This window comes from Streptomyces sp. B15 (genome assembly GCF_018070605.1).
GTDB classification, from domain to species: Bacteria; Actinomycetota; Actinomycetes; order Streptomycetales; family Streptomycetaceae; genus Streptomyces; species Streptomyces smyrnaeus.
The window spans coordinates 82,644-102,284 of record NZ_JAGPXJ010000015.1; the positions used below are offsets into that span (position 1 = coordinate 82,644).

17 protein-coding genes, 1 tRNA gene and 1 pseudogene are annotated in these 19,641 nt (G+C 68.7%); 8 read left to right on the plus strand and 11 right to left on the minus strand.

What is annotated here, in order from left to right:
- Positions 1-33: 33 nt before the first annotated feature.
- The 3 genes from KBY19_RS10040 to KBY19_RS10050 are packed head-to-tail and all read right to left on the minus strand — an operon-like array spanning position 34 to position 1,854.
- The gene (locus KBY19_RS10040) at positions 34-1,050 is read right to left on the minus strand and encodes a hypothetical protein (protein WP_210965613.1); all 1,017 of its coding nucleotides are present in this window, start codon (positions 1,048-1,050) and stop codon (positions 34-36) included.
- Entirely contained in the window at positions 1,050-1,634 is a 585-nt protein-coding gene (locus tag KBY19_RS10045; protein ID WP_099881932.1) for an RNA polymerase sigma factor, read from the minus strand. The genes KBY19_RS10040 and KBY19_RS10045 overlap by 1 nt, the downstream gene beginning before the upstream one ends.
- Positions 1,615-1,854, minus strand: a complete 240-nt coding sequence (locus KBY19_RS10050; RefSeq protein ID WP_099881930.1) for a hypothetical protein — start codon at positions 1,852-1,854, stop codon at positions 1,615-1,617. Before KBY19_RS10050 ends, KBY19_RS10045 begins: the two co-directional genes overlap by 20 nt.
- A gap of 860 nt (positions 1,855-2,714) precedes the next feature.
- On the opposite strand from KBY19_RS10050, the gene KBY19_RS37480 reads away from it, so the two are divergent.
- Both KBY19_RS37480 and KBY19_RS10060 read left to right on the plus strand, forming a co-directional pair.
- Positions 2,715-6,821: a CHAT domain-containing protein gene (locus tag KBY19_RS37480; RefSeq protein WP_185017236.1), complete on the plus strand. Its 4,107-nt coding sequence runs from the start codon at positions 2,715-2,717 to the stop codon at positions 6,819-6,821.
- Positions 6,818-7,561 carry a hypothetical protein gene (locus KBY19_RS10060; protein ID WP_185017234.1) on the plus strand — a complete coding sequence of 248 codons (744 nt, stop codon included), beginning with the start codon at positions 6,818-6,820 and terminating at the stop codon, positions 7,559-7,561. Before KBY19_RS37480 ends, KBY19_RS10060 begins: the two co-directional genes overlap by 4 nt.
- 155 nt (positions 7,562-7,716) lie before the next feature.
- On the opposite strand, the gene KBY19_RS10065 is transcribed toward KBY19_RS10060, so the two are convergent.
- Both KBY19_RS10065 and KBY19_RS10070 read right to left on the minus strand, forming a co-directional pair.
- Entirely contained in the window at positions 7,717-8,217 is a 501-nt protein-coding gene (locus KBY19_RS10065; protein WP_307843482.1) for an NUDIX domain-containing protein, read from the minus strand.
- A 35-nt stretch (positions 8,218-8,252) separates the two neighbouring features.
- Positions 8,253-9,608: a tetratricopeptide repeat protein gene (locus tag KBY19_RS10070; protein ID WP_185017232.1), complete on the minus strand. Its 1,356-nt coding sequence runs from the start codon at positions 9,606-9,608 to the stop codon at positions 8,253-8,255.
- A 213-nt stretch (positions 9,609-9,821) separates the two neighbouring features.
- Here KBY19_RS10070 and KBY19_RS10075 point away from each other — a divergent pair, with 213 nt between their 5' ends.
- The 4 genes and pseudogenes from KBY19_RS10075 to KBY19_RS10090 all read left to right on the plus strand — a co-directional run bounded on the left by KBY19_RS10075 (position 9,822) and on the right by KBY19_RS10090 (position 12,861).
- Entirely contained in the window at positions 9,822-10,571 is a 750-nt protein-coding gene (locus tag KBY19_RS10075; protein WP_185017231.1) for a hypothetical protein, read from the plus strand.
- A gap of 158 nt (positions 10,572-10,729) precedes the next feature.
- Positions 10,730-11,557 carry a phosphotransferase gene (locus KBY19_RS10080; RefSeq protein ID WP_307843483.1) on the plus strand — a complete coding sequence of 276 codons (828 nt, stop codon included), beginning with the start codon at positions 10,730-10,732 and terminating at the stop codon, positions 11,555-11,557.
- Positions 11,558-12,251: pseudogene (locus KBY19_RS10085) on the plus strand (class I SAM-dependent methyltransferase).
- Positions 12,252-12,282: 31 nt separating this feature from the next.
- Positions 12,283-12,861, plus strand: coding sequence for an HAD domain-containing protein (locus KBY19_RS10090; protein WP_185017225.1), 579 nt, complete (start codon positions 12,283-12,285; stop codon positions 12,859-12,861).
- Between the two features lie 46 nt (positions 12,862-12,907).
- Here KBY19_RS10090 and KBY19_RS10095 read toward each other — a convergent pair whose 3' ends face one another.
- The 4 genes from KBY19_RS10095 to KBY19_RS10110 form a co-directional block, all read right to left on the minus strand.
- Complete coding sequence (locus tag KBY19_RS10095) at positions 12,908-14,437, minus strand: mobilization protein (protein ID WP_185017223.1); 1,530 nt, start codon at positions 14,435-14,437, stop codon at positions 12,908-12,910.
- A complete protein-coding gene (locus KBY19_RS10100; RefSeq protein WP_185019418.1) occupies positions 14,427-15,002 on the minus strand; it encodes a hypothetical protein in 576 nt (191 codons plus the stop codon). The genes KBY19_RS10095 and KBY19_RS10100 overlap by 11 nt, the downstream gene beginning before the upstream one ends.
- A gap of 312 nt (positions 15,003-15,314) precedes the next feature.
- Positions 15,315-16,757, minus strand: a complete 1,443-nt coding sequence (locus KBY19_RS10105) for a DUF3631 domain-containing protein (RefSeq protein WP_185017221.1) — start codon at positions 16,755-16,757, stop codon at positions 15,315-15,317.
- Positions 16,758-16,903: 146 nt separating this feature from the next.
- Positions 16,904-17,122: an AlpA family transcriptional regulator gene (locus KBY19_RS10110; RefSeq protein WP_185017219.1), complete on the minus strand. Its 219-nt coding sequence runs from the start codon at positions 17,120-17,122 to the stop codon at positions 16,904-16,906.
- Between the two features lie 378 nt (positions 17,123-17,500).
- Between KBY19_RS10110 and KBY19_RS10115 the strand changes: the two genes are divergently transcribed.
- The gene (locus KBY19_RS10115; protein WP_185017217.1) at positions 17,501-17,755 is read left to right on the plus strand and encodes a helix-turn-helix domain-containing protein; all 255 of its coding nucleotides are present in this window, start codon (positions 17,501-17,503) and stop codon (positions 17,753-17,755) included.
- A complete protein-coding gene (locus KBY19_RS10120) occupies positions 17,755-18,993 on the plus strand; it encodes a site-specific integrase (protein ID WP_185017215.1) in 1,239 nt (412 codons plus the stop codon). The genes KBY19_RS10115 and KBY19_RS10120 overlap by 1 nt, the downstream gene beginning before the upstream one ends.
- An 88-nt stretch (positions 18,994-19,081) precedes the next feature.
- On the opposite strand, the gene KBY19_RS10125 is transcribed toward KBY19_RS10120, so the two are convergent.
- Both KBY19_RS10125 and KBY19_RS10130 read right to left on the minus strand, forming a co-directional pair.
- On the minus strand, positions 19,082-19,414 hold the full coding sequence (locus KBY19_RS10125) for a hypothetical protein (protein WP_185017213.1): 333 nt from the start codon (positions 19,412-19,414) through the stop codon (positions 19,082-19,084).
- Between the two features lie 114 nt (positions 19,415-19,528).
- Positions 19,529-19,601 (minus strand) — tRNA-Arg (locus KBY19_RS10130).
- Positions 19,602-19,641: the final 40 nt, after the last annotated feature.

Below are 19,641 nucleotides of genomic sequence, written 5' to 3' on the forward strand. Positions count from 1 at the left end.
GAGGCACGAAAGGGAGTCGGTTCGGGTCGCGGTTCATACGTCGGCGTGCATCGACTGCGCGCTGGGCTCGGCAGCGACGACAAGTTCCGTCTCGGCCTCGTTCCTCGGCAGAGAAGTGCGTAGGATGCGTTCTTCCCACCCAGCAGGCCAGACGGTGTCGAGATTCCAGATGATTCCTGCCAGGGAGACCCCTTCCAAGGCCGCAGAATTCAAATCGGCACCGCAAAAGTCGTTGCTCGCGCTCACCACCGACTCGATCGCGGCCTCAAGAGCGACGGCCTCCTCAAGAGCCCGCTCCACGTCGTTGCAGAGATCTTGGACGGCTTCGGTCGCGCCGCCCAACGACTCCGCCGTCCGACCACCGCGCTCGGGCAGGTAGGACGCGACCACTTCGTGCAGGAGGCGCCGGATGCCCTGGAGCCGGTGGGCGAGCCGCCGCGCGGGAGCGTCCAAGTGGGCCTCGACGGCGTCCTCGTAGCCGTCACCCGGCCGAGCCGTCGCCGGGCTGACGTACGGCCGCGGAATCGCGTCGAGCCAGTGGACGGCTTTGCCCATCAGATCTGCCGCGAACCCCCGCTCCCCCGCGGACTCCCGCTCCCCCGAGAATTCCAACAGACCGTGCAATTCCTCCAGATACGACAGGGCGCGTCGCAGCGTGTGCGTCCGGTTCGGGGCACGGAAGAGTTCCACGAGCGTGAGTGCCTTTTGGCGGTGCTTGAGCCGTAGGTCCGCCGGCCGGTCCCGCAACTCCTGGTAGGGGAGCTTCCGCTTCGCAAGGGCGTCGAGGCTGTTCCTGCGTTCCGCGTGCCCGGCGGACAGCCGGTTGTCGATCGCGACACGCGTCTGCCGATGGACGGACGCGAGAAGTCGGTCGAGGGCGAGGTCGGGGTCACAGAGTTCCGGCGGCCCTCCCTGGGCTGCGAGCCGGTCGCTGACGGCCGTGCCCAAGTCCTGGTACGTGGACGAGAGGATCTCCTCCAACGACGTCTCCGCACCCCCCTTCACGAGGCCGCTGAACTCGGTCCGCCGCTCCGTCTCGTTGCCGTCCATCACGAGACCTCCCCCTCCCTTGTGTTCTCGGCCGGGGAGACATCTCCCAGGCCCAGGCCGGCCTTCAGAGCTGCTCGGGCCCGGGCCAGGTTCTGCCGGACCGCAGCCGACGACGTGCCCATGGCGCGGGCGCTTTCTTCCGTGGTGAATCCGTCCATGTGCCAGGCCATCGCGGCACGCTGCTTGGGCGGGAGACCGGAGAGCAACCGCACGACGTGCCGCGCCTCCTCGCAGAGCTCCGCGGCGTGGGCAGGGGTGTCCCACTTCAAGCTGAGATGGGCCTCGTGCATGTCCGCGCACGAGTCCTCCCAGCGCACCTGCTGCTTGATCCAGGACCGCCAAGCGACCGTCCGCAGCCACGCCCGAGCACGGGTGATGCGCGTGCCCGGCCGGCACATGCTGGTGAAGGCCTCCTGAGCGGCGTCCTGCGCCTCGGCCCAGGTAGCTCCCTGCAGGAGGAGGAAGCGCACGAGTCCGGCGTACTCCTTGTCGTGCAGTTCCTCCGCCAGCTCCCGCCCCGGGACCGCGACGTCCTGCTCCGCCAGATACGTCAGGCTGACTTCGTCACTCAGCGCCTCGTCCACCGTCCTCACCCCCGCTCGTGCGGAGGGAGACGGCGAAGCGCAGACGGTGCCCCGCACTTTCCAGCGAAGCCTCGGCGGCCACCACACGGAAGTGTTCGGCCGTCCGCTCGGGGGACTTGTCGCCCTCGCGCCCCACACGACGCTGACGAGCCACTCGCACCGCTCCGTCCACCACGGCCGCCAGCAGGGTCGCCCCCACCCCGATCCACACCGGGTCCACTGTTGCCTCCTCGTCCTCTCCCCAACCCGCCACTGTGAACGGAGGGGCCCTGTTCCTTCAGGCCGTCAGTAGTGCGCTGTGGGACGCCAGTTGTGACATCGCGCTGGTCAGAAGGCACCACTTGTCTCCTGCGGCCGGGAGCACCCTCAAGGCCCGCAGCCGCACGCCCGACCTCTGGGACCTGGACGTCACGCTCGGCGCCCACGCAGAGTGAGCAACGACCCGACGGAGATCCCGCCCGCACTTCACCAGGCCCCTCGGCGAGGACGATCACGCCCCGCCGGACGGGCAACGAAAGGCGCGACCGAGCCACAGCCCCCACCACTCACCCCGGCCGACCGCCGGCCGAGCCGCACCCCGAACCGACCTGCCACCCGCGTCACCGCCCTTACCGGGGTGGGCTGGGCTCCCGGACGCCAAAGGCCCCGGACCATGATCGGTCCGGGGCCTTTTCGCTGGTGCCCCCGGCAGGATTCGAACCTGCGACACCCGCTTTAGGAGAGTTCCCGGGACGGGGTTGTGACCTGCGCAGACGCCGTCCGCAGTGTGTCTGGCCTGGGAAAACATCTCTCCGTAGTTCTCAGGTGTTCGCGGGGTTTCCCGCCCTCATGTGTGCTGAATCCGTTTCTCACGGCACCTGCAGACAGGACCCCAGCTGCCTATGCAATCGTTGCTGTGTGGGGGCCAACCCGGCCTTGGCACGTGGACGCTGCGGCCGGATGGGATCCATGACATCGCCGTTGAGTCGCGGGTCGGGCCTCAGAGGGAGCCTGTGAGCTGCCCTCGTGTAGATCGACAGTTTGTCCGGGCCGCTCGTGTCGCCTTCACTACGATGAGTACTCCAACGGGTGGGGGGATTCGTGGAGGATGCGCACCTTGGCGAGCTGGTCGCTCGCGTACGCGAGTTCGGCGACGGCGGAGATCCGCAGTGCGTGCTCGATGACGACGCCTTGGCTGTCGCGGCGGAACTCTTCGCGTCGGTGGGCGGGCGCCCCGAAGAGGCCGACCCCGATGTCCTGCACACCATTGCGGCGTTTTATTGGGCCCGTTCCCTGGCGCACAAGGGCGGAGCCCTCGCCGCCCGGGACCTTGAGACGGCGATCGGCGTATTCGGCCTGCTTTACCTGGTTGATCACCGACGAGTGCCGCGTGAGTTGTGGCCCCGGCTCGCCGATGAGACCGGATACGACCCGCGGAGCAACCCGCTGGAACATGCGGCAGATCTGGTCATTGACGGTGAGGAGAAGGGAGACATTGCTGCCCTCGACCAGGCCATCAGCCTGATCCAGACCGTCGCCGACAGCGGTGATAACTCATACCGGGACACCGTCCACGGCCTTGCGCTCCAACACCGCGCGGCTTTTCCCGACCGTCCTGCGGTGGAACGGAGCGCTGACGCCGATGCCGCGGTGGAGTTGATGGGCAGTGTGGCCGCTCTCCCGGAGCCGTCCGCCCTGCGGCGCGCAAACCGCCGAACGTCCTTCGCCGCCGTCCTCGTACGACGCTTCGAGGTCGCAGGGAACATCGAGGATCTCAGCCGAGCGGAGAGTGTCTACAGGGATGCTCTCGCAGACGCTGCCGGAGACACCTCTGCGTATGCGCGTGCAGCGGCCGGACTCGGATCGGCTCTTGGCCGTCGGGCGGAAGCAGTGGAAGCGAAAGCCGGTGACGAGGACGGCGTGGTGCCCGTGCTGCGCGAAGCGGTCGGGTGGCTGCGCCGGGCGGTCGACCTGACGAACGGCGACTATCGCGAGGGGCATCTGGCCAACCTGAGCAGGGTCATGAGGCTTCTTCTTGAGCGGACTTCCCGCGCCAGGGGGGTTCCGCAGTTCAGCGAAGCTGCTGTGGCCGAGGCTGGCACAGCGGCCCGTCCGGAAGACCCTGAGATCCGGCGCCAGGCCGAAACATTGGCCGGTCTTGGCGGGCAGCTCTCGGCACGGGTGCTGACCGAGAGCGAGGCCATACGCCGCGTGAAGGATCAGTCCCTTGAGCTCTCGGAGGCCGCTGTGGGCTCCGTGGTGCTCGCTGCCTTACGTCTCGTTGAGGCCGGCACGCCGGGCGGTGCGGTGCCGGTGCTGACCCTCGCTCTGGAGGCCGCGCGCTCCCGTTGGGCCACCGGATGGGGAACACCCTGGTGGTGGGCGGCCGATGCCTACGTCGAAGCAGGACGGTTCGCGCTGATCGAGGTGGCCGACGGGCTGCTCTTCCGCCGCGTCTGTGCCGTGGCGGACGAACAGATCGCTGTTCTGCGCGACAGCGGCCGCGCCGAGGGCACCGCCGAACTCGCCGAGACGCTGTTCGCCGCAGGGCTGCTCCGGGTCAGCCCGTATGTGGGGAACATGTCGGGACTGACATTCGAGTCAGCCCATGATCTGTGGCGCGAACGCCGAGCTCGGCACCGCTCCATCCATCCCGACGATTCCGTCGCACCGGAAACCGCGGAGATGCCCCCTCCACTGGTCGCCGCCGAGGAGGCGGTCCGGTATCTGCGCGAGGCCGCCGACCTATCGCGCGGGCACGAGCGAGGGCGTGTTCTCAAGGCGTTGGCCGAAGCCCTGTCCATGGTCGCCGGTCACAAGCAGGAGTCGTACGACGAGGAGATCCGGGCGGTTGCCCGTGAGGCGTTCGACCTGCTGGACCCGGTCCGGGATCCCCTCACCCACCTGTACCTACTGAGAGTCCTGTGCTTGCTGCGTGAGGTCTCGCTGCCCGGTGACCTTCAGGACGTCCTGCCTCTGCCGCTGGCCGCCGTCCGGGACCGGCAAGGGATGCAGGATGCCGCAAGTGTCTTCGCTCAGGCGCTCACGCTTGCAGAGGAAGTCCGCCGGCCCGACCTTGAACTCCAGCTGATCGAGGCCGCAGACCACGAACTCCCGGAACTACCTGCAGATTCCCACCGTCGTCGCCGCTGGGCCAGTGAGGTGCACTGTCTCGCAGACGATCACCTGGGATGCTTCGCAGGGCTGGTCCGAGTGGAGGAAGCCGCAGGTCGGATACGCTCCCGTGCGGACGAAGAGGGCTGGTCCGCCGAGGAACGTGCGGCGACCCTCATCCACCTCGCCGCGCACGCCCGTGGAAACGAGGAGGAGCACCTCGGCCGTGCTCTGACGCGGGAGGCGCGGGAGCTGTCCCCGGAGCTGTGCCGCCGGTGCGGTCCTGCACTGGACTACCTCGACGGCACACTCTCGTACGACATGGGGCTGCGCATGTCGGGGACAGGACAGGAGGCCCTCGCCGCACGTCACTTCGCCGACGCACTCGCCTCCTACGCCATGTGCGGCCAGGTCGATATGGCGCTGAACAGCCTCGATGCCGCAGTGCGAAGTGTGCGTGCAACCGACGAGAGCAGTGTCGGCGTGGCCATGGCGGCACTGATCCCTGCCGCCGTATGGCTACGGGGCGGCGTCGACGAAGTCATCGGATGGAAGCTCCGCGATCTGTACCAACAGCTGGTCCTCGAACTGAGCGGACCCACTGTCCCCCACGGTCTGATGATGGCAATTCACCAAGCTGCCAAAGGAATCGACTTCACGGCTATCACCGAACGGCCCGACCCGTTCGCACCCTCCGCAGGGCTCCTGCAACTGCTGGACCGCATCCGGGGGGACGACGCCCGGCTCTCCGGACCGCTGAGCGAGCCCGAACTACCGAGCCCCGAAGAGGGCATGCTCTTCTACGTCGGCACCGGCGAGTCCGAACTCGGCATCGACGCCGAAACGGAGCACCGCAACATGCAGCGTGCCGCTGACCGGCGGATCACTCAGGAACTCCTTGCTGCCGGCCGCACGAACCGCATACCGATGATGTTCCCCGACGAGTTGCAGGCACTTCTGACCGAGGACACGGTGCTGCTCTCGCTGTATCTCGGCCACGCGCGTCGGGACGGAACCGAGACGCCGGTGACCTCTCTGTCCGGCATGGCGGTGACCCGCGACGACACGGAGCACCACACCGTGCTCCTGACGAACTTCGAAGCCGGACTCATTCGCTTCACGCGCGCGGAACACTCTCTCTCCGCCCACCCGGTGGCATTTCACGTCGCCGCCCTACGACAGGCCATCGTTGCGGATCCGCTGCACCGGACTGTCAGCCGTGCGGCACAAAAGCAGCTCAGGGAGGACAGTGTCCCTCATCTGGCGGGCTTCACCGCTTCGCTGGACGGCTGGCGGACCCAGGGGAAGCGGCATCTGTGCATCTGGCCCAACGGCCCATTGCACTACCTCCCGTACCACCTGCTGGAGGTCGACGGTCGTCCCCTCGCCGAGGACTGGACCGTCACGCAGGTACCGAGCCTGGGCTTCCTCCGTACGCCGGCGCCCAGCCCTCACTGTCCGCCTGGGCGTGGGCTCGTCGCCCTGGCATCCGCGGCCGGGGGCACCCAGCACGGTCTCCTCGCTCAGAACGCCCTGGAAACACACGCCGGCCAGGTCGCAGTGGCGATGGGCGGTCACGCGGTTCTGGGGCCCGCAGCGACTCCACGGCGACTGCTCGGCGAACTCGCCGACGCGCGTTATGTCCACGTGGCAGCGCACGGGGCACACAACGAGTGGGCGTCGTGGTACCAGTGCCTGTTCCTGTCGCCGGATGCGGACAACGACGGTCGTCTCTTCGCCCACGACATTCTCCGGGCTGACCTGAGGGGCGTCGAACTCGTGACGATGAGTTCCTGCGAATCCGCCCTGGGCCGGTTCGACGTCAATGACAATTTGCGCGGCCTGCCCGCCGCGTTCCTGTCCGCTGGCGCCTCGGCAGTCATCGGCTGCCTATGGCCGGTCCACCCGGACGTGGCCACGGACTTCTTCGGAACGCTCTACGAGCGTCTCGCGCAGGCACCGGACCGACGGGCCGCCTTCCGCGCCGCGCAGTCGGCCGTCCGCGGCCGCCACACGGCGTTCCGGGACTGGGGCTCGTTCTGCTTCATCGGCGACTGGCGCCATTCGGATTCGAACCACGGAGCTGCCTCGTGACCCATCTGGAACTGCCCCTGACCCCGCTCCACGAGATCGACCTGGTGGAGGTGCCTCGGCTGCAGTCACCCGCTCCGCAGCACCGCATCGAAGGGCGGGTATCGCTCAGCACCGCCATCGTTCACTCACTGACTGCGGAGGAGGCAGCCGCAGGCGAGGCGGAATGGCTCGGATTCCTGACCGCAGAGGCGTCGCATAGCGACTATTTCCTCCTCAGCCTCACGTGCGCCTTCCGCCCACCGGCGAACGGTGCCCCTTTCGCCGACGCTGCCGTCGGCGTTCTCCTGGAGTCCCCTGATGAGCCTGCGGACCGACAGCCGATCGCTTGGTCGATCTCTCCCAAGAAACGCTCCCACCCGGTGGAGCGGGCAACCTCCATCGGACTCAGCGCCAAGCTCGCGATCGTCGAATCCACCCTCGAACTCACACCCGGACAAGGCCGTGAGGACCTTCTCGTCATCGGAATGGGCGAAAGGGACAGCGACCCGGAATGGCGCATCCAGGCGACCGACCGTCACCCCCTGATCGGCGACGAGACCTTCACGCTGATCGTCAAGGCCACCGCCGGTGCTCCCGTGCAGGCCCAGGTGACGGTGGCAGCCACCATCAAGCATCGGCGATTCGGCCTGATTCCCTACCGAGCAGATCTCCCCACCGCATTGCGGACCATCGACCTGCGTCGTCGGACCGACCGGCGGGACCGATACACAACGGCTCCCTTGCCTGGGAGCGGCGCTTGACGCAGAGAGGCCGACCTGTGGCTTCTCGCAGCGAGCACGTACGCGGAGCCCGAAGAGGAACTTAGTCCGGCGGGCCAAGCCTGCTGAGCGGCACGGCAGCAATTCCGTCTCGCCGGACGAGGACGGGAACTGGCCCACTGGCGTGGTTGAGGTGTCTACTGCCAACCCTCCAACGACACCTGAGACCCCTTGGTGAGGTAGCCATGGAGCGCGCTGGCGGTGGTTTCCACGAATTCGTGAGGGATGACGTCGGCATCGACCCAGCACACTTGCGCGTGCTTCCGCGGTTCGCGGTTTTCGGGTTTGCCGGTCCACTCGTGGGCGGCGAAGACGACGGTGAGGAAGCCGTTGGGGGCTTCGACGCCCCAGGCGCCGTGGATGATGTGGGCTACCTTCAAGGACTCGGGCTTCACAACCAGCCCCGTTTCCTCGTACAGCTCTCGGACCGCCGTTTCCGTGATCGGCTCACCGGGATCGCTCTTGCCGACGGGGAGGTCCCACATGCCCTGGGCGAACTTGGCGTTCTCGCTGCGCTGGAGGAGGACGACGCGGTTGGTGTCCCTGTCGTGGACGATGACGGCGGCGACCAGCAGGGTCATGGATTCGAGGGCGGGCTTGAGGGCTTTGGGCTGGTCCTCGGTGTTCGGCTGAGCCACGTCGCGTCCCTTCGTCGGCCAGGTTGGTGGCGATGCTATGCCAGCGCCTCGCGTGCACGGCGGTCGAGTTCAGCGGCACCGGGCACTTTGCGCCGCTGGTAGATGGCAAGGGGCGACCTCATCGAAGTGATCGCCTTTCGGGTGCGGTCAGAGGTCATGCCCTCTATGAGCGTCAGGGCCTGGGACCAGACGGCGATGGCCTCGTCGGCGCGGGCCTGGGCGGCGAGGCTGTCGCCGAGATCGGCGTAGGTGAGGGCGTGGACGCGCTTGTACTTCTCCGGGTCCCAGCGGGTCAGCGCGTCCCTGTGCTGTTGCTCGGTGCCTACGTGATCGGCCAAGTCGGTGAGAGTGCGGGCGGTGTGGCTGGCGACGGTGCCGGGTGCTGGTCCGCTGACGCGGGAATAGCTGGGCTGGGGCTCGTCGTCGCGGAGCAGGGCGTCTTCGGCGGCCAGGAGGGCTCGGGCGGCGGCGGGTTTCTCACCGATGGCGGCGTAGGCGCGGGCGTGGGTGATGTGGAGCAGGGCTTCGGTCTGGCCGTCGATGTGGCCGATTCCCCGGGACAGGGCCGCTTCGGCCAGGTCTACGCAGTGGTGCGGCTGCTTGAGGCTGAGCGCCTGGTGGGCGAGGGCACGCATCATCCAGGCGGCGTGTCCGTGAGGGTCGGCTTCGCAGGCGAGCTGATGGCCGACCTGGTAGTAGCGCTGCGCGGCGCCCTCCTGACCGAGGTCGTGGTGTTTCCATCCAGCGAGGTAGGCGAGTTCGGCTACGGCGGCGAAGGCTGCTCGGCGCAGTGGCTCGGAGGGGAATCGCCCCCGGAGCATGGGCGCTGCAGTGTCTGCGAGGTAGGCGGTGACGGTGGTCAGGCCGTGGCCGCCGCCGAGGCGTTCATCGGCAGCGCTGAAGGTGGCGGTGATCTGGCGTACGACCTCGACCTCTTCCAGGCCGATCATGGCCATGCCCGTGCGGGCGCGCAGCATGCGCGTTGTGGCTTCGTGGTCGTAGACGAGTGGCATGGCGACGCCAGCGGTCGTGAAGGCGGCCAGGGCGAGGAAGCGGCGGCGCTCGACATCGGCGCGGCCCAGGTCCGTGACCGTCAGAACTGGATCGTGCTCATCTGCCCGATCGCTAGCTGGCGAGCGTAGGCCGATCTCGGCCTGGGTGATGACACGCCCGGCACGGCGGGAGAGCGCCTCGGCCAGGTAGCCGTCGGCCCGGCCGGTGGGCTGACGGACGCCGCCCACCCAGTGGGAGATGGCCGACTTGTTCGTCTGAAGGATCTCGCCGTTCTCGGCGGCGACGCGGCGTACGTCCTTCGCCAGCGCCTCATACGTGCAGCCGATCGCGTCGATGGTCTCGCGCAGGCGCCAGTTGGGTTCCCTCTTGGCTGCCACGTTCGCCTCCGTTCCGGGGGCTGTAAACCGCGTATACGGCTTCAACTGCCTCTCACCGTACCCACTGTGCGTGACGACAGGTTCACTGAAGTACAGCCGCCCGAAATTGCTCAACACGCTCCAGGCTCCCCCGCCAATCCGGGCGGCTTCCGAAGAATCCCGCAACGACACCGGGTTCGGGCATTCGTATGCCCGGACAGAGACGGAGACACGGTGACCACCATCGACACCACGGCCATCACGGTCGAACTGCCCGAGGCGTTAGACGAGCGCTGGAGCCGACTGCCCGGCATCCAGATCGACGGCCGGCGCATCACCATCGATCCTGCCGACTACTTCTTCCGCTTCGAGTCCAGCACGTGGCTCGTCGCCGACTGGGAGCTGGTCAAGGCCCGCCTCCTGGACGTGGAGGAGACCGCCGAGAGTGCTGTCGAGCAGCTCGCCCTCGACTTCATCAAGACCCACGCCGAGTCCACGTCTGACGCGGCCCGGGTGCTGCGCACCGCCTACGAGGTGTACGCGTACCTCTTCCGCGACGAGCACCTCGCCAGCCTCGGCCTCCCGCAGCTCACCTCCGACCATCTGCGGATGCTGCGCGAGGCGGCGACGCTGATGGCGCTGAACAAGGTCGAGCTGGACGGGCGCATCTCCAACGTCGGCCCCTGCTGGTTCTTCCCGGCCGCCACCTCCGTCGTCTTCGACCTGGACGACGAGACGGGCGGAATGCTGGACGAGGTCTACCACGGCGGCTGGTTCAACGAGCACCGCCGCATCGAGTCCGTCAAAGCCCACGCCGCTCTCGGCGGACGGCTCGTGCACGGCTGCCAGTCCGTGCCGGACCAGTCCGGCGGCGTCGTGGCGCCCTACGGTGCCTCGATGGCCGCCTTCCGCGACGACCTCGCGGCCTTCAAGGCCGGATGGATCAAGCAGGTCTACGCCCACCGCGTGAGCGATCCCACATAACCCCGACCAGGTGCCCGGGGCGGGTTGCCGCCCCCGCCCGCCCCGGACGCCTCCCACCGCACTGGAGCCTTCTGAGGGACACGAAACTCAACGCCGAACTCCTGGAGAGCCTGCTCACCATCACGGGCCGGCCCGCCCCGGCCCGTGAGGAGGTCCGGGTGTGGTCCATGTCCGGCGTCGAACGCCTGACCTTCCCGGACAGGACCACGGCGATCTTCAAGTACGCCAGGAAACCGTTCGACTGCGAAGACCAGGCGCTGCGGCTGGCCCACAATCTCGGCATCCCCGTCCCACAGGTCCTCGCCTCAGCCGTACAGGACGGCTGGCTGGGGATGCTGCTGGAAGACCTCGGCTCTCCCATCCGCGAAGCAGACGACCTCGACGGTGCCGCCGCAGCCGTGGTCCTGCACCGCACCCGCAGCGCGGCCTCCCTGCCTGTCCTCGACGAGCACGGGCTCCGTGCCCTGCCGGGCCGGGCGCTCGACCACCTCGGTCAGCTCCGCAAGGAAGAACGCTGGCAGGACGCGGACGACATCCAGGATTCTCTTGAACGGATCGCCCAGGGCGCCGAGACCCGTTCGGCCGGAGCGACCGTGGCGCCCTTCGGCTGGGTGCACTCCGAGTTCCACCCCACCAGCCTCCACATCGGCCAGCGCGGCTGGCGCCTGCTGGACTTCGCCCGCGCCTTCACCGGTCCCGGCCTGCTCGACCTCGCGAGCTGGCACGGCACCCTCGACGCCCCCGACCCCGTACGCCTGCGCGCCCTTCTGGAGTCGTACGTGATGGAAGGCGGTACCCCCGACGCCCTCGCCGAGCGGGGCGGGCTCGCGGCCGAGAAGTGGGCGCTGGGCTGGCACCGGATCTGGGCCGTGGAGTGGTTCATGGAACAGTCCATCCGCTGGATCAACGACCCGGCCACGGACCCGGCGTACATCAAGGTCGTACGCCGCCACCTAACCGACGTCCTCCAGCTCCTGGAGGTGTAGATGCTCGCCCAGACCACCCCGTGGTACGCCCACGCCCTCCAGCGCACCGCGGCTGGTCCGGCCGAGCCGCTGCCCGTACCGGCCCGCGTGGAGTGGACTACACGGCCAGGTAGCGGGCCCGGCGCCGAAACCACTCGGGCCGGACCTGCGCCGCAAGCGGGTGCTGGAACTCGGCTGCGGCCCCGGACACAACGCCGCCTGTCTGGCCGTCCGCCACGGCGCCCGCGTCATCGGCGTCGACCTGGTCGGCCTCCAGGTCCGCCGGGCCCGCTCCCACTACGGACGCCTCGCCAACCTCACCTTCGTCGCAGGTCATGCCTTGCACTACCTCCAGGCGTCCGACGAGCCCTTCGACGCGATCTACTCCGTTTTCGGCGCCGTCGGACTCGTCGCTCCCGAACTCCTGCTCCCTGCCATCGCGCACCACCTCAAACCAGGCTGCCTGCTCGCCTTCTCAGTGCCTCACCCCTTGCGCGCCGGCAGACGTCTTCCCGCCGACGACCGGCCCCGTCGCGACTCCGTGGTCCTGCCTGATCGCAGCCGTCTGCCCCTCATCCGCTGGGACTTCGACGCAGACCGCTGGGAGAAGCACCTCAACCGCGCGGGCCTGTGGCTCGCCTCGGCCCAGGAGTTCCACGACGCCCGCCACAACCGCTGGCCCACCACTCTGCTGATCACCGCACGCAAGCTCTGACACCAGCCCCGGCTCTCCCACGGAGGAACCGATGCGCGTGCCCTACCTGCTCCTCGACATCGACGGCGTTCTCATACCGTTCCCTGACGACGAAGGGACCGGACCAGCCAGCCACGTCCACCACGAAGTCGTCCCCTCCCATCGGGACCCGGACGCCCCGGTGGCGGTCTGGCTCAACGCGGCCCACGGCCCACTGCTCATGGACGTGCTTCGCACCGGCCTGCTCACCCCCGTCTGGTGCACGAGCTGGCGCCAGGACGCCGCCACCCTGATAGGCCCCCTCCTCGGACTCCCACCCTTCCCTCACATCGATCTCCCGCGCCCACAGATCACCACCAGCCATCCCAACGGCTACCTGTGGAAGCGCGACCACGTCGACGCTTGGCTTGGCGAAGCACCCGCTGCCTGGATCGACGACGACTTCACCGGACTCGATCACGAATGGGCTGCGAAACGCACCGAGCGCGGCCCGGAGACTCTCCTCGTGCAGCCCGACCCGCACGTCGGGCTGCAGGTGGAACACCTGGCCGAGGTACGGGCGTGGGCCGGGCGGTTGGCCGGTCCACGGACGCTTGGACCTGCCACTTCAAGCGGAGCCTCAGCCGCATGAAGTGCGTACGGAGGCTCCCTGGACAGAGCCCGCGGCGGCTCCTTCCCTACCGACGGCGCCTCTGTTCCCTGCCCTCTGTTTTCACGGTTGCAGCCGCGGAGCGTGCAGGGGCCCGTACACGGGTCGTGGAGTGATGAGTGCTTCGCGTGCGCGCTGCCTGCGCGCGGTTGTTCGGCTGGGCGGTGATGCGCCAGTTGAGGACCTCTGCGGGGCGCTCGGCGGTGTCGAGTTCACGGCGGGTGCCGACCTCGGCCAGGAGGCGGCGGGGATTGTGGCCGGCGCTCTCGGCGCGGGCGAGGGTGGTGGTCAACGCGGGCCAGGCGGGGTCAACGAGGATGCGCTCGGCGTGGTCAGGCAGGGCCGCGCGAAGCTCGTGCTCGAACCGGTGGGTGGTTGCGGGAGAGGGGGCTCGCTGGGCGAGTTCGGCCAGGACCGGCTTGGCGACCTGCCGGTAGCCGTCCTGGAGGTGGCGGAAGGTCTGCTCGGCCGCTGCCGCCTGTTGTTCGTGGTCGCGTTGTTGGTGCCATTTGGCGGCGGCGCGGGCCAGGTGGAGGGTGGCGAAGAGCAGGGCGATGGCGGTTCCGCCCGGTTCGGTGGGGGCATGGGCGAGTTCCTTGGCCGCTTGACGCAGCTCGTTGGCGGCCTGGTGGTCGGCGCGTATCGCGGAGCGGCGTGCGCGGTTGAACGCCTGTGCCGCCGCTCGAAGTTCGTTCCGATGCGAGCCGTGCGTGGCGAGGGCCATGGTGTGCAGGGCGTCACCGAAGGCGTCCATGTGGCCTTGCACCACCTCATCGGCGTTCGTATCGAGGACGTGGTGGGAGTGGCGGATGGCGGCTTCAGCGCGTCGCCATACGTCGGGTGGATCCGCCACCCGGCGCGGGCTGTCGGCCATGTCCTGGGTGGAAAGGCGTTCGCGTAGACGGTTGACGGACAGGTCGGGTGCCAGCTTCGAGCCCCCGTACCAGACCGGCTTGCCCTGGGCGTTGGTGTCGCCGGGGGCGGCGAGGCTGTAGCCGGTCACCTCACCGCTCTCGGGACCGACGCGTTGCTTGACCTGGATGCCGAGCGAGTCCAGCACGGTGAAGTAGTCCTCCACGCTGCGTACGGCGGCGGCGACGGTGTACGCCTGTTCGCGCAGCCACTGCCGTGCGGTGACCGTCTGGCCCTGGCGCTGGGCCTTGGCCTGTTCGGCGCCGGTCGGTGTGCGGGGTGCGGTCAGGTCGCCGGGCTTGAGGCGGCGCAGGCCGAGGTCGGCTTCGATCTCGCGGCACGCGGCTTGGGCGCGCTGGCCGTCGCGGTGGGTGCGGGGGCGGCGGCCGTCGGCGCGCACGGGGCAGTGCCATACGTGTTGCGGTGGCTGGGCGCCGAGTTCGCGGGTGCGCAGGTCGACGTGGTGGTCGAGGCGTTTGGCGAGCAGGGTGAAGGTGGCCTCGGGATCACGGCCGGGGTCCGGGGCTCCGTTCATGTCCCAGGCCGCGACGATGTGCGGGTCGGTGTGCTCGTCGCGCCGCCCGGGGCCGAAGAGGTAGCGGATCAGGCCGCGGGTGCTGGATCCGGTGGAGACGTCAGGCACCACGGTCGGGCCCTTCCGCCAAAAGCTTGTCGATGAACCGGTAGCTGCTCTGGGCTGCCTGCTCGACGCGGGCCAGTACGGCCTCGGCTTGTTCGGGGACGGTGCCTCGGTGAATGGCGGAGGTGATCTGGTTGAGGTTCCGGCCGATGCGGTCGAGCGCGGTGGTGTGGGCTTCGATGGCCTCGATGAGCGGGCGGACCGGGTCATCCTCGGGGCTGCCGTTCATGCCCGCCTTCCCGAGAGCTGCGCTGAGCGCGGCGTCGCCGACAAAGCTGGCGAAGCGCTGACCGCGCCGTGTGGCTGCGGCATCGATGAGGCGTGCTGCGGTCGGGGTGAAGCGGATGTTCTTGACCTGGTCGCGCTTCTCGGCGGTGCGCCGTCGGTTCATCAGAGTAGGCAGGGCCGGGGCATCCGGCTCACGCCAGGACGGCTGCTCGGCAAGCTGCGGGGCGTCGGCATGCGAGACGACAGTGTCGTCAGCGATGTCGGCGAGGGGCACGGCACTGGTCTCGGTCACCCCCTCCCCAGGCTCGGGCGTCCGCTGGCGCCCGGCCTTCTCCTCCGCCACCCCTGGGGTGGGGGCAAGCGCGGACGAAGCCCCGGTAGAGGCTCGTTCGCTCCAGCTTGCTGCTGTTCGGTGGGTGCGGTGGAACAGGGGCCAGCGGCGCTTGCGGGCGCTGGGGGTGTTGTCGTTCATGGGGTGCTCCGTGGCAGGGGAGGGGCAGGGTGCGGTCATGTGCGTCCCGTCCGTCCCGTGGCTGGTCAGGGCAGGTACGGATACGTGTGTTGGTACGGAGGAGTCCGTCCCGGCGAGGACATCCGTCCCCGTGCTGACCTGCACGGGGACGGATGGGACGGTGCGAGACGGACCCAGGTCCGGCTACCGGCCGCGCTGGGGACCGTTCGGAAGGCCCGGCGGGGCCGGTGGAGCGGCCACCGGACCGGCCGGGGGCACGAACGATCCGCGCTGTCCCGGCGGGGTGGTTTCGGCGGCCGGGGGCGGGGTCTCGGGGCAGTAGCGTTCCCACGCGTCGTGGAACTTGCTGCGGGTGAAGCCCTTAGCCTGACGCCCCTCCGCGAAGCGGACGTTGGCGGAGCTGATGCCGAAGTCCCGCAGCAGGTTACCGAGGTGGTAGGCGTTCAAGCCGTTCGTGCCGTACTCGGCCCAGGGGGCTTCGGCGTCGGCGCGCAGGTCCTCGATCAAGGCGTGAGTGCGCAGGGCGTCCGGGCTACCGTGCTTGGCGAAGACGCGGCGGATGTCGCGCAGCAGCCGGATCTTCAGGGCGGTCTCCTCGTCCTGGTCGGCCTCGTAGCGGGACATCGCCGCACACGCGGCACGGGCGAGCGCGGGCCACTGTCCACCGGCCAGGTCGGCGACGAGGACCAGCGGCTCCCAAGTGTCCGCCGCCCGGTCTTCGACCGGCATCTCGGGTATGAGGTCGGCGGCGGTGGTCATCTGCGAGGTGAGCCAGGCCGCGAGGCGGTCGCGTAGCCGGTGCAGGGCGGGGATGGTACTGCGGGAGCGGAACTGGGCGATCCTCTCCCCGGCCTTGCGCTTCTGCATGCGGATGACGATGGCCCGGTCCATGATCGTGTCGGGCAGGTTGCCGATCCCGGCGAGGGCGGCCATGGCGAAGGTGGGGAACTGGGTGGGCTTGTGCTCGGGGCCGCTGATGCGCCAGGCGGGCCGGTTGCGCTGATGGCCCGCGTTGAGCAGGCCGCGCAGGTCCTCCTTGTCACCGGCCTTGGGTCCGAAGATGGTGTCGGCCTCGTCCACCAGCAGGGTGGGCGGGTTCTTCCCGATGATCCGGTAGACCACCGCCGGGGACGTGTTCACGGTGATCATCGGGCGGTGCACGGTCTCGGCGAGCACATCCAGCACACGGGACTTCCCACACCCCTTGGTCGGGCCGACGATCGCAAGGCGCGGCGCGTGCTGGAGCACCGGCTGCAGGTGGCTGGCCGCCACCCACAGCGTGACCGCGGTCAGCGCCTCGTCGCTGGGCAGTACCAGGTACCGGCCGATCGCCGCCCGCAGCTCGGACAGCAACTCGGCACCCTCGCCCGCCGCCTGGTCCCCGTTGTTCGACGGTCCCCGGGGCGGGAGGGGACCGTCCCCGTCACTGTGGGGACGGTCCCCGGTCCCGGTCGGTGAGAGGTGACCGGGGATTAGCCCGCTGACCGCCGGTCGGTCAGCGGGACGGTCCCCTGCCCTGACCGGGGATTGGCCTCCGTTCCCACTGTTGGGAAGGCACGGTTGACCCGGGACGGTCACTGGTGGCCACTCCACCTGGACACGGTGTGGGGGCTTAGGGTCGTTCATGCGGACGCTCCTCATGCGGTGGGGCTGGCACGCGCTAAGTCCAGGCCCCACCAGGTCAAACGTTCAGCGACGGGTGGCACGTTGGGGAGCCTGCGGCCTCCGGCGTTGGCGCGCTGGAGGCCGCTTTTTCGCTCCCCCGGGGTGGCTCAGGAAGCGAGGTCCATGTCGCGGTCCAGCCAGGCATCGACCTCGACCCAGCGGTAGCGCAAATGCTTGCCGACCTTGTGGACCTGCGGGCCGATGCCCCGGTACTTCCACTGGTAGAGAGTGGGGACCGGCACACCGAGATAGTCGGCGACCTCCTTCGGGCTGGCCAGGGCACGACGCTTGGGAGAAGTGGAATCGCGGGACGAGGCGTGGGGCATGGATTTCCCTTCTGGGCAGAACCGTTCGGCGGTGTGGACAACACAGCCACACGTTCGCCGTGAAAGCGAGCGCCATTGTGCGGACGAATCACGGCCGCACCAAACGGCGGCGATGTGATGCAGTAAGAACGGTACGGAGAAACCCCGGTTTCACTAACCGGCGATCCGGTGCTATGTTCCGCCGCCGCTAGCGGGCCTAGTGCACATCGAGGGCTTGACCAGGGAACTCGCGGCGAGGCCACGCGGTCAGCGACCTGGTGCTCTTAGCCCCGATGCACAGCTCCAATGCCCTCGCGTGCCGCCTTGGACGGCGCGCGAGGGCTTATACACCACGATTCGCGGTTTCCGAAAACGCGGATGTCGAGCTACAACACAGACATGGCGAAACAACCACTCGCAATCGGCCCTGCCGGTGCTCGTACTGCCCGACTGATCGAGCATGTCCGAAATGAACGCGGCTTCAGTCAGCGTGAATTGGCCGCCCGTCTGACCCGGCTCGGCCGTCCCTTGCCGCACACGGCGCTGAGCCGTATCGAACGCAGGCAGCGACGCTGCGACGTCGACGACCTCGTCGCCATAGCCGATGCCCTCGGTGTCTCGCCGGTGGCCTTGCTGCAGCGAGGGCAGGGCTGATGGCGCGCGTCTGGATCGAAGACCGTATCGGGCACGCCGCGTACACACAGGCGGTGCGGCGGGCCAAACAGGCAGGCCGCACTCCGCCTGGGCGCTACCGCGTGCGGTGGTACGACCTCGACGGCAAGCCGAAGATGAAGACTCTGGCCCGCAAGGTCGATGCGGAGAACGAGCGGACGAGGGTGGAATCCCGCCTCTCCGACGGCACGTACCGCGACCCGGCGGCGGCGCGAGTCAGGTTCGCCGAGGTGGCAGAGGCGTGGCTCGCGGCGCAGGTCCACCTCAAGCGCTCAACGCGCAATCGCTACCGAGGTGTTCTCGACGTACACGTGATCCCCCGGTGGGGCACCACACGCCTGGACCGGATCCGCTTCGAGGACATCTCCGAATGGCTTGCCGAGATGCTGTCCGGCGGCTCGACGGGCGGCAGGAAACTCAGCGCCCGCTCAGTGCGCAAGGCGTACGTCGTCCTCAGCCGCGTGCTCGCCTTCGCGGTCAAGTCCCGTCGTCTGGCGTTCAACCCGGCTGTCGGCGTGGAGCTGCCCAAGCCGGCCCCGGCGGATCATGTCTACCTCGACGATATGCAGGTCGATGCCCTGGCCGACGCGGCAGGCCCGTACCGGGTGTTCATCCTGCTGCTCGCCTACACGGGGGTGCGCTGGGGTGAAGCGTCTGCCCTGAAGGTCGGGAGGGTCGACCTCGACGCGTGTCGCGCGCACATCGTCGAGGGATACGTCGAGGACAACGGCAAGCTCTACCTCGACAGCCCCAAGAACCACGAGCGCAGGTCGGTGCCGATCCCGCGTTTCCTCGTCGAGGAGCTGAAGCCTCATATCGAGGGGCGAGGCGAGGAGGAGCTGCTCTTCACCGCACCACAGGGCGGAGCGCTGCGTGCCCGCAACTTCCGTCAGCGGTTCTTCGCCCAGGCCGTGGCCAAGGCGGGCCTGGGCTACCTGAAGCTCACCCCGCACAAGCTGCGGCACACGGCGGCCTCGCTCGCCATCGCCAGCGGAGCGGACGTCAATGTCGTCCAGACCATGCTCGGCCACAAGTCCGCGACCCTGACGCTGGACACCTATGGCCATCTCTTCCCGGACCGCCTCGACGAGGTCTCGAAGAAGATGCACAAGCGCCGCGCCAAGCAACTGGCCAAGGCGAAGGCCAAGTTGGAGAAGGCAGAGCGGAAGGCCCGCGAGGCAGCCGAGACGCTGGCGGGCCTGGAAGGTGCCGCAGCGTGATGTGTGCCCTATGCGTGCCTCGTCATCGCTGGGGCCACGCCTGGGGGCGGCGCGGCCCCAGCGATAGTTCCCGACTGATGGGAGGCGCTCAGGGCTCTTGGCGGAAGGCCCGGTCCATAGCCTCAGATGTCTGGTCCTCGGCAAGCCGCGCGATCTCCGCAGGAGCCTCCCGTGTGTCGAGCACGAAGAGCCGACCGCCCACGAGCTTGGTAGCAGGCTGCCAGCCGAGGTGTTGGCCAGCCGCACGCGCCGCACGGCGGACGTCGCCCAGCTCGCCCAGCTCCGCAAGCTCGCCGCTGTTGAGGATGAGCTGCCCGTAGTAGCCCTCGTACTCGGGCTTCAGTGCGGCCCTCATCAAGCCCTCAAGGTGATCCACCAGGTTCCGGTACCGGCGCTCAGCCAGCTCGTCCTTCTTGGGCATCGGGCACAGCTCCCACAGGGATGGGCACAGGCGCATGTGTGCCATATGTGTGCAGCAAGCCGGAGGCCCTACCGCCCTCTCGGACGGCAGGGCCTCTGAGCTGCTGCTTTGCTGTGCCCCCGGCAGGATTCGAACCTGCGACACCCGCTTTAGGAGAGCGGTGCTCTATCCCCTGAGCTACGGAGGCGCGCGGATCAGGGTGATCCGCGCGCCTAGCCTAGCGGATG